The sequence below is a fragment of the Citrobacter sp. wls757 genome (genome assembly GCF_005280935.1).
Taxonomy (GTDB): Bacteria; Pseudomonadota; Gammaproteobacteria; order Enterobacterales; family Enterobacteriaceae; genus Citrobacter; species Citrobacter portucalensis.
Genome location: NZ_SZWU01000029.1, coordinates 1 through 12,624 on the forward strand (window position 1 = coordinate 1; position 12,624 = coordinate 12,624).

8 protein-coding genes are annotated in these 12,624 nt (G+C 51.9%); all 8 read left to right on the top strand.

From position 1 onward, the window contains the following. Window positions 1-280 precede the first annotated feature (280 nt). The 8 genes from secE to rpoC all read left to right on the top strand — a co-directional run bounded on the left by secE (window position 281) and on the right by rpoC (window position 12,502). Entirely contained in the window at window positions 281-664 is a 384-nt protein-coding gene (secE, locus tag FDW94_RS08170; RefSeq protein ID WP_003033128.1) for a preprotein translocase subunit SecE, read from the top strand. Between the two features lies 1 nt (window position 665). Further along, window positions 666-1,211 (top strand): transcription termination/antitermination protein NusG, encoded by a 546-nt coding sequence (gene nusG, locus FDW94_RS08175; RefSeq protein WP_003033125.1) that lies wholly within the window; start codon window positions 666-668, stop codon window positions 1,209-1,211. Between the two features lie 154 nt (window positions 1,212-1,365). Further along, window positions 1,366-1,794 carry a 50S ribosomal protein L11 gene (gene rplK, locus FDW94_RS08180; RefSeq protein ID WP_003033122.1) on the top strand — a complete coding sequence of 143 codons (429 nt, stop codon included), beginning with the start codon at window positions 1,366-1,368 and terminating at the stop codon, window positions 1,792-1,794. A 3-nt stretch (window positions 1,795-1,797) separates the two neighbouring features. Continuing rightward, window positions 1,798-2,505, top strand: a complete 708-nt coding sequence (gene rplA / locus FDW94_RS08185) for a 50S ribosomal protein L1 (protein WP_003033119.1) — start codon at window positions 1,798-1,800, stop codon at window positions 2,503-2,505. Window positions 2,506-2,923: 418 nt separating this feature from the next. Then, window positions 2,924-3,421 (top strand): 50S ribosomal protein L10, encoded by a 498-nt coding sequence (gene rplJ, locus FDW94_RS08190; RefSeq protein ID WP_001207203.1) that lies wholly within the window; start codon window positions 2,924-2,926, stop codon window positions 3,419-3,421. Between the two features lie 66 nt (window positions 3,422-3,487). After that, window positions 3,488-3,853 (top strand): 50S ribosomal protein L7/L12, encoded by a 366-nt coding sequence (gene rplL, locus FDW94_RS08195; RefSeq protein ID WP_003033114.1) that lies wholly within the window; start codon window positions 3,488-3,490, stop codon window positions 3,851-3,853. A 320-nt stretch (window positions 3,854-4,173) separates the two neighbouring features. Continuing rightward, complete coding sequence (rpoB, locus tag FDW94_RS08200; protein ID WP_003033111.1) at window positions 4,174-8,202, top strand: DNA-directed RNA polymerase subunit beta; 4,029 nt, start codon at window positions 4,174-4,176, stop codon at window positions 8,200-8,202. A 76-nt stretch (window positions 8,203-8,278) separates the two neighbouring features. Further along, window positions 8,279-12,502 carry a DNA-directed RNA polymerase subunit beta' gene (gene rpoC, locus FDW94_RS08205; protein ID WP_003826919.1) on the top strand — a complete coding sequence of 1,408 codons (4,224 nt, stop codon included), beginning with the start codon at window positions 8,279-8,281 and terminating at the stop codon, window positions 12,500-12,502. The last annotated feature ends 122 nt before the right edge of the window (window positions 12,503-12,624 follow it).

The following is a 12,624-nucleotide window of genomic DNA, read 5'->3' on the forward strand; positions in this document are numbered from 1 at the left end:
AAGGCGGCCGTACTGTTGGTGCGGGCGTTGTTGCCAAAGTAATGAGCTAATTGCCGAATAACATTTGACGCAATGCGCAATAAAAGGGCATCATTTGATGCCCTTTTTGCACGCTTTCACACCAGAACCTGGCTCATCAGTGATTTTTTTTGTCATAATCATTGCTGAGACAGGCTCTGAAGAGGGCGTTTAGTCCGAAACGCACCAGAGCATTTCGGTTTGGATCGCCTCGCTTACGCGGGGTGAAAATGTTTGTAGAATACTTCTGACAGGTTGGTTTATGAGTGCGAATACCGAAGCTCAAGGAAGCGGGCGCGGCCTGGAAGCGATGAAGTGGGTTGTTGTCGCTGTATTGCTGCTTGTAGCTATCGTTGGCAACTACCTCTATCGTGACATGATGCTGCCGCTGCGTGCGCTGGCCGTAGTGATTCTGATTGCCGCAGCGGGTGGTGTCGCGCTGTTGACAACAAAAGGTAAAGCGACCGTTGCTTTTGCCCGTGAAGCGAGAACCGAAGTCCGTAAGGTCATTTGGCCAACTCGCCAGGAAACATTGCACACCACATTAATTGTGGCTGCGGTTACCGCAGTAATGTCACTGATCCTGTGGGGACTGGATGGTATTCTGGTTCGCCTGGTATCCTTTATCACTGGCCTGAGGTTCTAAGATGTCTGAAGCCCCTAAAAAGCGCTGGTACGTCGTTCAGGCGTTTTCCGGTTTTGAAGGCCGCGTAGCCACGTCGCTGCGCGAATATATCAAGTTACAAAATATGGAAGAGCTGTTTGGCGAAGTCATGGTGCCGACCGAAGAAGTGGTCGAAATCCGTGGTGGCCAGCGTCGCAAGAGCGAACGTAAATTCTTCCCGGGCTATGTACTGGTCCAGATGGTGATGAATGACGCAAGCTGGCACCTGGTGCGCAGCGTGCCGCGTGTGATGGGCTTTATCGGCGGTACATCTGACCGTCCGGCGCCGATCAGCGACAAAGAAGTTGATGCGATCATGAACCGTCTGCAGCAGGTTGGCGATAAACCGCGTCCGAAAACGATGTTTGAGCCAGGTGAAATGGTTCGCGTTAGTGACGGTCCGTTTGCTGACTTTAACGGCGTGGTTGAAGAAGTGGACTACGAGAAGTCCCGCCTGAAAGTCTCTGTTTCTATCTTCGGTCGTGCGACCCCGGTAGAACTGGACTTTGCCCAGGTAGAAAAAGCCTAAACAGCGATCAAAAAAGCGGCGATTTAATCGTTGCACAAGGCGCGAGATTGGAATACAATTTCGCGCCTTTTGTTTTTATGGGCCCTGTCCGTAAAACGAATTTAATCACGGGGAGCCTCCTTGAGGCGCTATAACCCAACTAGAGGAATTTAGAATGGCTAAGAAAGTCCAGGCCTACGTCAAGCTGCAGGTTGCAGCTGGTATGGCTAACCCGAGTCCGCCGGTAGGTCCAGCACTGGGTCAACAAGGCGTGAACATCATGGAATTCTGCAAAGCGTTCAACGCAAAAACTGATTCCATGGAAAAAGGTCTGCCGATCCCGGTTGTTATCACCGTTTACGCTGACCGTTCTTTCACTTTCGTTACCAAAACGCCTCCGGCAGCAGTTCTGCTGAAGAAAGCGGCTGGTATCAAGTCTGGTTCCGGCAAGCCGAACAAAGACAAAGTGGGTAAAATTTCCCGCGCTCAGCTGCAGGAAATCGCGCAGACCAAAGCTGCCGACATGACTGGTTCCGACATTGAAGCGATGACTCGCTCCATTGAAGGTACTGCACGTTCCATGGGCCTGGTAGTGGAGGACTAAGAAATGGCTAAACTGACCAAGCGTATGCGCGTGATCCGTGACAAAGTTGATGCAACTAAACAGTACGACATCAACGAAGCTATTGCTCTGCTGAAAGAGCTGGCCACTGCTAAATTCGTAGAAAGCGTAGACGTTGCCGTTAACCTCGGCATCGACGCTCGTAAATCTGACCAGAACGTACGTGGTGCAACTGTACTACCGCACGGTACTGGCCGTTCCGTTCGCGTAGCCGTATTTGCCCAGGGCGCAAACGCTGAAGCTGCTAAAGCTGCAGGCGCTGAGCTGGTAGGTATGGAAGATCTGGCTGACCAGATCAAGAAAGGCGAAATGAACTTTGACGTTGTTATTGCTTCCCCGGATGCAATGCGCGTTGTTGGCCAGCTGGGTCAGGTTCTGGGCCCGCGCGGCCTGATGCCAAACCCGAAAGTTGGTACTGTAACCCCTAACGTTGCTGAAGCAGTTAAGAACGCTAAAGCAGGTCAGGTTCGTTACCGTAACGACAAAAACGGCATCATCCACACCACCATCGGTAAAGTGGATTTTGACGCTGACAAACTGAAAGAAAACCTGGAATCTCTGCTGGTTGCGCTGAAAAAAGCGAAACCGACTCAGGCTAAAGGCGTGTACATCAAGAAAGTTAGCATCTCCACCACCATGGGTGCTGGTGTTGCCGTTGATCAGTCCGGTCTGACTGCGACTGTGGCGAACTAATATTCGCCTTTACGTGGGCGGTGATTTTGTCTACAATGTTACCCCCACGTTTCTGTTTAAATAAACAGAACTCTATGCGAGTCATTTGAATTGTAGCAAGGCAGCAATTGAGTGAATCGCCGGGAGTGTAGTTAACTACATGACCGGTGTGAACGAGAGCAGCTAACGCGGTTACAGTTCAAAGGGCGAAGTCATAGACAAGATTTGTTCGTTGGAGCCTGGCCTATCCAGGCCTCCGTCGAAGACCGCAGGTGTTTCGTAAGAAACTTAATGCCCTGCGTAGACGGTGACAGAACGCTAAGATTATTTCTGATACTCTGGCTTGTTTCTGCTCACCGTATTTAGACGCTCTTTCCGTTGGGGAGAGTGAAGTGAGTTCCGGAACATGAGTTCCGGCAAACATCCAGGAGCAAAGCTAATGGCTTTAAATCTTCAAGACAAACAAGCGATTGTTGCTGAAGTCAGCGAAGTAGCCAAAGGCGCGCTGTCTGCAGTAGTTGCGGATTCCCGTGGCGTAACTGTAGATAAAATGACTGAACTGCGTAAAGCAGGTCGTGAAGCTGGCGTATACATGCGTGTTGTTCGTAACACCCTGCTGCGCCGCGTCGTTGAAGGTACTCAGTTCGAGTGCCTGAAAGACACGTTTGTTGGTCCGACCCTGATTGCATACTCTATGGAACACCCGGGCGCTGCTGCTCGTCTGTTCAAAGAGTTCGCGAAAGCGAATGCAAAATTTGAGGTCAAAGCCGCAGCCTTTGAAGGTGAATTGATCCCGGCATCGCAAATCGATCGCCTGGCAACTCTGCCGACCTACGAAGAAGCAATTGCACGCCTGATGGCAACCATGAAAGAAGCTTCGGCTGGCAAACTGGTTCGTACTCTGGCTGCTGTACGCGATGCGAAAGAAGCTGCTTAATCGCAGTTATCTTTCTCAAGCATCTGCTTACGTATAAACTTATTCTGATTTTCAGGAACAATTTAAATGTCTATCACTAAAGATCAAATCATTGAAGCAGTATCCGCTATGTCCGTAATGGACGTTGTAGAACTGATCTCTGCAATGGAAGAAAAATTCGGTGTTTCCGCTGCTGCTGCTGTAGCTGTAGCTGCTGGCCCTGCTGAAGCTGCTGAAGAAAAAACTGAATTCGACGTAATTCTGAAAGCTGCTGGCGCTAACAAAGTTGCTGTAATCAAAGCAGTACGTGGCGCAACTGGCCTGGGTCTGAAAGAAGCTAAAGACCTGGTAGAATCTGCTCCGGCTGCCCTGAAAGAAGGCATCAGCAAAGACGACGCAGAAGCACTGAAAAAATCTCTGGAAGAAGCTGGCGCTGAAGTTGAAGTTAAATAAGCCAACTTTTCTGGTTGCAGCCTAAGAAATTAGGCTGATGGCTGGTGACTTTTTAGTCACCAGCCTTTTTGCGCTGTAAGGCGCCAGTAGCATTTCACACTGTTTGACTACTGCTGTGCCTTTCAATGCTTGTTTCTATCGACGTCTTAATATACTGCGACAGAGCATCAGTTCTGTGTAAATCGCAATGAAATGGTTTAAGCGTGATAGCAACAGGCATTGCGGAAAGTATTCGATTTTCCGGTCAACAAAATAGTGTTGCACAAACTGTCCCTTCGTCGGACAGATGGGTCGACTTGTCAGCGAGCTGAGGAACCCTAATGGTTTACTCCTATACCGAGAAAAAACGTATTCGTAAGGATTTTGGTAAACGTCCACAAGTGTTGGACATACCTTATCTCCTTTCTATCCAGCTTGACTCGTTTCAGAAGTTCATCGAGCAAGATCCTGAAGGGCAGTATGGTCTGGAAGCAGCTTTCCGTTCCGTTTTCCCGATTCAGAGCTACAGCGGTAATTCCGAGCTGCAATACGTCAGCTACCGCCTTGGCGAACCGGTGTTTGACGTTCAGGAATGTCAGATCCGTGGCGTGACCTATTCCGCACCGCTGCGCGTAAAACTGCGTCTGGTGATCTACGAGCGCGAAGCGCCGGAAGGCACCGTAAAAGACATTAAAGAACAAGAAGTCTACATGGGCGAAATTCCGCTCATGACTGACAACGGTACCTTTGTAATCAATGGTACTGAGCGTGTTATCGTTTCTCAGCTGCACCGTAGTCCTGGCGTCTTCTTTGACTCCGACAAAGGTAAAACCCACTCTTCGGGTAAAGTGCTGTATAACGCGCGCATCATCCCTTACCGTGGTTCCTGGCTGGACTTCGAATTCGATCCGAAGGACAACCTGTTCGTACGTATTGACCGTCGCCGTAAACTGCCTGCGACCATTATTCTGCGTGCACTGAACTACACCACTGAGCAGATCCTTGACCTGTTCTTTGAAAAAGTTGTTTTCGAAATTCGCGACAACAAGCTGCAGATGGAACTGGTGCCGGAACGCCTGCGTGGTGAAACCGCTTCCTTTGACATTGAAGCTAACGGCAAAGTCTACGTCGAAAAAGGCCGTCGCATCACTGCGCGCCACATTCGCCAACTGGAAAAAGACGATATCAAACATATCGAAGTTCCGGTTGAATACATTGCTGGTAAAGTTGCGGCTAAAGACTACGTTGACGAATCTACTGGCGAGCTGATCTGCGCAGCTAACATGGAGCTGAGCCTGGATCTGCTGGCTAAGCTGAGCCAGTCTGGTCACAAGCGTATCGAAACGCTGTTCACTAACGATCTGGATCACGGTCCGTACATTTCTGAAACTGTACGTGTTGACCCAACCAACGATCGTCTGAGCGCACTGGTAGAAATCTACCGCATGATGCGTCCTGGTGAGCCGCCGACTCGTGAAGCTGCTGAAAGCCTGTTCGAGAACCTGTTCTTCTCCGAAGACCGCTATGACCTGTCTGCGGTTGGTCGTATGAAGTTCAACCGCTCTCTGCTGCGCGACGAAATCGAAGGTTCCGGTATCCTGAGCAAAGACGACATCATCGAAGTGATGAAGAAGCTCATCGATATCCGTAACGGTAAAGGCGAAGTCGATGATATTGACCACCTCGGCAACCGTCGTATCCGTTCCGTAGGCGAAATGGCGGAAAACCAGTTCCGCGTTGGCCTGGTACGTGTTGAGCGTGCGGTGAAAGAGCGTCTGTCTCTGGGCGATCTGGATACCCTGATGCCTCAGGATATGATCAACGCCAAGCCGATTTCTGCAGCAGTGAAAGAGTTCTTTGGTTCCAGCCAGCTGTCTCAGTTTATGGACCAGAACAACCCGCTGTCTGAGATTACGCACAAACGTCGTATCTCCGCACTCGGCCCAGGCGGTCTGACCCGTGAACGCGCAGGCTTCGAAGTTCGAGACGTACACCCGACTCACTACGGTCGCGTATGTCCAATCGAAACACCTGAAGGTCCGAACATCGGTCTGATCAACTCCCTGTCCGTGTATGCACAGACTAACGAATACGGCTTCCTTGAGACTCCGTACCGTAAAGTGACCGACGGTGTTGTAACTGACGAAATTCATTACCTGTCTGCTATCGAAGAAGGCAACTACGTTATCGCTCAGGCGAACTCCAACCTGGATGACGAAGGCCACTTTGTAGAAGATCTGGTTACCTGCCGTAGCAAAGGCGAATCCAGCTTGTTCAGCCGCGACCAGGTTGACTACATGGACGTATCCACCCAGCAGGTGGTATCCGTCGGTGCGTCCCTGATCCCGTTCCTGGAACACGATGACGCCAACCGTGCATTGATGGGTGCGAACATGCAACGTCAGGCCGTTCCGACTCTGCGCGCTGATAAGCCGCTGGTTGGTACCGGTATGGAACGTGCTGTTGCCGTTGACTCCGGTGTTACTGCAGTTGCTAAACGTGGCGGTACTGTTCAGTACGTGGATGCTTCCCGTATCGTTATCAAAGTTAACGAAGACGAGATGTACCCGGGCGAAGCAGGTATCGACATTTATAACCTGACCAAATACACCCGTTCTAACCAGAACACCTGTATCAACCAGATGCCTTGCGTATCTCTGGGCGAGCCGGTTGAACGTGGTGATGTGCTGGCAGACGGTCCGTCCACCGACCTCGGTGAACTGGCGCTGGGTCAGAACATGCGCGTGGCATTCATGCCATGGAATGGTTACAACTTCGAAGACTCCATCCTCGTATCCGAGCGTGTTGTCCAGGAAGACCGTTTCACCACCATCCACATTCAGGAACTGGCATGTGTGTCCCGTGACACCAAGCTGGGGCCAGAAGAGATCACCGCTGACATCCCGAACGTGGGTGAAGCTGCGCTCTCCAAACTGGATGAATCCGGTATCGTTTATATCGGTGCGGAAGTGACCGGTGGCGACATTCTGGTTGGTAAGGTAACGCCGAAAGGTGAAACCCAACTGACGCCAGAAGAGAAGCTGCTGCGTGCGATCTTCGGTGAGAAAGCGTCTGACGTTAAAGACTCTTCTCTGCGCGTGCCAAACGGTGTTTCCGGTACGATTATCGACGTTCAGGTCTTTACTCGCGATGGCGTAGAAAAAGACAAACGTGCGCTGGAAATCGAAGAGATGCAGCTGAAGCAGGCGAAAAAAGACCTGTCTGAAGAACTGCAGATCCTCGAAGCTGGCCTGTTCAGCCGTATCTACGCTGTGCTGGTTTCCGGTGGTGTTGAAGCTGAGAAGCTCGACAAACTGCCGCGTGACCGCTGGTTAGAACTCGGCCTGACCGACGAAGAGAAACAGAATCAGCTGGAACAACTGGCTGAGCAGTACGACGAACTGAAACACGAATTCGAGAAAAAACTCGAAGCGAAACGCCGTAAAATCACTCAGGGCGACGATCTGGCACCGGGCGTGCTGAAGATTGTTAAGGTGTATCTGGCGGTTAAACGTCGGATCCAGCCTGGTGATAAGATGGCAGGTCGTCACGGTAACAAGGGTGTAATCTCTAAGATCAACCCGATCGAAGATATGCCACACGATGCTAACGGTACGCCGGTAGATATCGTACTGAACCCGCTGGGCGTACCATCGCGTATGAACATCGGTCAGATCCTTGAAACCCACCTGGGTATGGCTGCAAAAGGTATCGGCGATAAGATCAACGCCATGCTGAAACAGCAGCAGGAAGTCGCGAAACTGCGCGAATTCATCCAGCGTGCTTACGATCTGGGCTCAGATGTTCGTCAGAAAGTTGACCTGAATACCTTCAGCGATGAAGAAGTTCTGCGTCTGGCTGAAAACCTGAAAAAAGGTATGCCGATCGCAACGCCGGTATTCGACGGTGCGAAAGAGTCTGAAATCAAGGAACTGTTACAGCTGGGTGGCCTGCCGACTTCCGGTCAGATCACACTGTTCGACGGTCGTACCGGTGAGCAGTTCGAGCGCCAGGTTACCGTTGGCTATATGTACATGCTGAAACTGAACCACCTGGTTGATGACAAGATGCATGCGCGTTCTACCGGTTCTTACAGCCTGGTTACTCAGCAGCCGCTGGGTGGTAAGGCGCAGTTCGGTGGTCAGCGCTTCGGGGAGATGGAAGTGTGGGCGCTGGAAGCATATGGCGCAGCATACACCCTGCAGGAAATGCTCACCGTTAAGTCTGATGACGTGAACGGTCGTACTAAGATGTATAAAAACATCGTGGACGGCAACCATCAGATGGAACCAGGCATGCCGGAATCCTTCAACGTACTGTTGAAAGAGATTCGTTCGCTGGGTATCAACATCGAGCTGGAAGACGAGTAACTCTCGATCAAACAGGTCACTGGTGCTGGCGTAACAGCCAGCGCCAGATTGTGCTAACTCCGACGGGAGCAAATCCGTGAAAGATTTATTAAAGTTTCTGAAAGCGCAGACTAAAACCGAAGAGTTTGATGCGATCAAAATTGCTCTGGCCTCGCCAGACATGATCCGTTCATGGTCTTTCGGTGAAGTTAAGAAGCCGGAAACCATTAACTACCGTACGTTCAAACCTGAACGTGACGGCCTTTTCTGCGCCCGTATCTTTGGGCCGGTAAAAGACTATGAGTGCCTGTGCGGTAAGTACAAGCGCCTGAAACACCGTGGTGTGATCTGTGAGAAGTGCGGCGTTGAAGTGACCCAGACCAAAGTACGCCGTGAGCGTATGGGCCACATCGAGCTGGCGTCTCCGACCGCTCACATCTGGTTCCTGAAATCTCTGCCGTCCCGTATCGGTTTGCTGCTCGATATGCCGCTGCGCGATATCGAACGTGTACTGTACTTCGAATCCTATGTTGTTATCGAAGGCGGTATGACTAACCTGGAACGTCAACAGATTCTGACTGAAGAGCAGTATCTGGACGCGCTGGAAGAGTTCGGTGACGAATTCGACGCGAAGATGGGTGCGGAAGCTATTCAGGCCCTGCTGAAGAGCATGGATCTGGAGCAAGAGTGTGAAACTCTGCGCGAAGAGCTGAACGAAACCAACTCCGAAACCAAGCGTAAGAAGCTGACCAAGCGTATCAAACTGCTGGAAGCCTTCGTACAGTCTGGCAACAAGCCAGAGTGGATGATCCTGACCGTTCTGCCGGTTCTGCCGCCAGATCTGCGTCCGCTGGTTCCGCTGGATGGTGGTCGTTTCGCAACATCGGATCTGAACGATCTGTATCGTCGCGTTATCAACCGTAACAACCGTCTGAAGCGTCTGCTGGATCTGGCTGCGCCGGACATCATCGTACGCAACGAAAAACGTATGCTGCAGGAAGCGGTTGACGCCCTGCTGGATAACGGTCGTCGCGGTCGTGCGATCACCGGTTCTAACAAACGTCCTCTGAAATCTTTGGCCGACATGATCAAAGGTAAGCAGGGTCGTTTCCGTCAGAACCTGCTCGGTAAGCGTGTTGACTACTCCGGTCGTTCTGTAATCACCGTAGGTCCATACCTGCGTCTGCATCAGTGCGGTCTGCCGAAGAAAATGGCACTGGAACTGTTCAAACCGTTCATCTACGGCAAGCTGGAACTGCGTGGCCTGGCCACCACCATTAAAGCCGCTAAGAAAATGGTTGAGCGTGAAGAAGCTGTCGTTTGGGATATCCTGGACGAAGTTATCCGCGAACACCCGGTACTGCTGAACCGTGCACCAACACTGCACCGTCTGGGTATCCAGGCATTTGAACCGGTACTGATCGAAGGTAAAGCTATCCAGCTGCACCCGCTGGTTTGTGCGGCATATAACGCCGACTTCGATGGTGACCAGATGGCTGTTCACGTACCGCTGACGCTGGAAGCCCAGCTCGAAGCGCGTGCGCTGATGATGTCTACCAACAACATCCTGTCTCCGGCGAACGGCGAACCTATCATCGTTCCGTCTCAGGACGTTGTATTGGGTCTGTACTACATGACCCGTGACTGTGTTAACGCCAAAGGCGAAGGCATGGTGCTGACTGGCCCGAAAGAAGCTGAGCGTATCTATCGCGCAGGTCTGGCCTCTCTGCATGCGCGCGTTAAAGTGCGTATCACCGAATATGAAAAAGATGAAAACGGCGAATTCGTTGCGAAAACCAGCCTGAAAGACACGACCGTTGGCCGTGCCATTCTGTGGATGATCGTACCGAAAGGTCTGCCTTTCTCCATCGTCAACCAGGCGCTGGGCAAGAAAGCTATCTCCAAAATGCTGAACACCTGTTACCGCATTCTGGGCCTGAAGCCGACCGTTATCTTCGCTGACCAGACAATGTACACCGGCTTTGCATATGCAGCGCGTTCAGGTGCATCTGTTGGTATTGATGACATGGTCATCCCAGAGAAGAAACACGAGATCATCTCTGAAGCGGAAGCTGAAGTTGCTGAGATCCAGGAGCAGTTCCAGTCTGGTCTGGTAACCGCAGGCGAACGCTATAACAAAGTTATCGATATCTGGGCTGCGGCGAACGATCGTGTATCCAAAGCGATGATGGATAACCTGCAAACCGAAACCGTTATTAACCGTGACGGCGTAGAAGAGCAGCAGGTTTCCTTCAACAGCATCTACATGATGGCCGACTCCGGTGCGCGTGGTTCTGCAGCACAGATTCGTCAGCTGGCCGGTATGCGTGGTTTGATGGCGAAGCCAGATGGCTCCATCATCGAAACGCCAATCACCGCGAACTTCCGTGAAGGTCTGAACGTACTCCAGTACTTCATCTCTACTCACGGTGCTCGTAAAGGTCTGGCGGATACCGCATTGAAAACAGCGAACTCCGGTTATCTGACTCGTCGTCTGGTTGACGTCGCGCAGGACCTGGTTGTTACTGAAGACGATTGCGGCACTCTGGAAGGCATCACCATGACCCCGGTTATCGAGGGTGGTGACGTTAAAGAGCCGCTGCGCGATCGCGTTCTGGGTCGTGTAACTGCTGAAGACGTTCTGAAGCCGGGTACGGCGGATATTCTGGTTCCACGCAACACGCTGCTGCACGAACAGTGGTGTGATCTGCTGGAAGAGAACTCCGTTGACTCCGTTAAAGTCCGTTCCGTTGTATCTTGTGACACCGACTTTGGTGTATGTGCGCACTGCTATGGTCGTGACCTGGCGCGTGGCCACATCATCAACAAAGGTGAAGCAATCGGCGTTATCGCGGCACAGTCCATCGGTGAACCGGGTACACAGCTGACGATGCGTACGTTCCACATCGGTGGTGCGGCATCTCGTGCGGCTGCTGAATCCAGCATCCAGGTGAAAAACAAAGGTAGCATCCGTCTGAGCAACGCGAAGTCGGTTGTGAACTCCAGCGGTAAACTGGTTATCACCTCACGTAACACCGAACTGAAACTGATCGACGAATTCGGCCGTACCAAAGAAAGCTATAAAGTGCCTTACGGCTCCGTTATGGCGAAAGGTGATGGCGAACAGGTTGCTGGCGGCGAAACCGTAGCAAACTGGGATCCGCACACCATGCCGGTTATCACCGAAGTGAGTGGTTTCGTCCGCTTCACTGACATGATCGACGGCCAGACCATTACTCGTCAGACCGACGAGCTGACCGGTCTGTCTTCTCTGGTGGTTCTGGATTCTGCAGAGCGTACTGCGGGTGGTAAAGACCTGCGTCCGGCACTGAAAATTGTTGATGCTCAGGGCAACGACGTTCTGATCCCAGGCACCGATATGCCTGCTCAGTACTTCCTGCCGGGTAAAGCGATTGTTCAGCTGGAAGATGGCGTACAGATCAGCTCTGGTGACACCCTGGCGCGTGTTCCGCAGGAATCCGGCGGTACCAAGGATATCACCGGTGGTCTGCCGCGCGTTGCGGACCTGTTCGAAGCACGTCGTCCGAAAGAGCCGGCAATCCTGGCTGAAATCAGCGGCATCATTTCCTTCGGTAAAGAAACCAAAGGTAAACGTCGTCTGGTTATCACCCCGGTAGACGGTAGCGAACCGTACGAAGAGATGATTCCGAAATGGCGTCAGCTCAACGTGTTCGAAGGTGAACGTGTAGAACGTGGTGACGTGGTTTCCGACGGTCCGGAAGCGCCGCACGACATCCTGCGTCTGCGTGGTGTGCATGCTGTAACTCGTTACATCGTTAACGAAGTTCAGGACGTATACCGTCTGCAGGGTGTTAAGATTAACGATAAACACATCGAAGTTATCGTTCGTCAGATGCTGCGTAAAGCCACCATCGAAAGCGCTGGTAGCTCCGACTTCCTGGAAGGCGAGCAGGTTGAATACTCCCGCGTCAAGATCGCAAACCGCGAGCTGGAAGCGAACGGCAAAGTGGGTGCAACGTTCTCCCGCGATCTGCTGGGTATCACCAAAGCGTCTCTAGCAACCGAGTCCTTCATCTCTGCAGCATCGTTCCAGGAAACCACGCGTGTCCTGACCGAAGCAGCTGTTGCAGGTAAACGTGATGAACTGCGCGGTCTGAAAGAGAACGTCATCGTGGGTCGTCTGATCCCGGCAGGTACTGGTTATGCGTACCACCAGGATCGTATGCGCCGTCGCGCAGCGGGCGAACTGCCAGCTGCACCGCAGGTAACTGCTGAAGATGCGTCTGCCAGCCTGGCAGAACTGCTGAACGCAGGCCTGGGCGGTTCTGACAACGATTAATCGTTGCCGACCATAATAAAAAACCCGCTTCGGCGGGTTTTTTTATGTCTATGTTATTTCTGATGGCGTTTATCAGGTCTACGAAGCCATCCGGCAGTGTCATTAATTTACCGGCGGTAACC

Excerpts from the sequence above, each read along its gene's own strand:
- rplJ (WP_001207203.1), top strand. The coding sequence starts at position 2,924 with ATGGCTTTAAATCTTCAAGACAAACAAGCGATTGTTGCTGAAGTCAGC.
- rpoB (WP_003033111.1), top strand. The coding sequence starts at position 4,174 with ATGGTTTACTCCTATACCGAGAAAAAACGTATTCGTAAGGATTTTGGT.
- nusG (WP_003033125.1), top strand. The coding sequence starts at position 666 with ATGTCTGAAGCCCCTAAAAAGCGCTGGTACGTCGTTCAGGCGTTTTCC.
- rplK (WP_003033122.1), top strand. The coding sequence starts at position 1,366 with ATGGCTAAGAAAGTCCAGGCCTACGTCAAGCTGCAGGTTGCAGCTGGT.
- rplL (WP_003033114.1), top strand. The coding sequence starts at position 3,488 with ATGTCTATCACTAAAGATCAAATCATTGAAGCAGTATCCGCTATGTCC.
- rplA (WP_003033119.1), top strand. The coding sequence starts at position 1,798 with ATGGCTAAACTGACCAAGCGTATGCGCGTGATCCGTGACAAAGTTGAT.
- secE (WP_003033128.1), top strand. The coding sequence starts at position 281 with ATGAGTGCGAATACCGAAGCTCAAGGAAGCGGGCGCGGCCTGGAAGCG.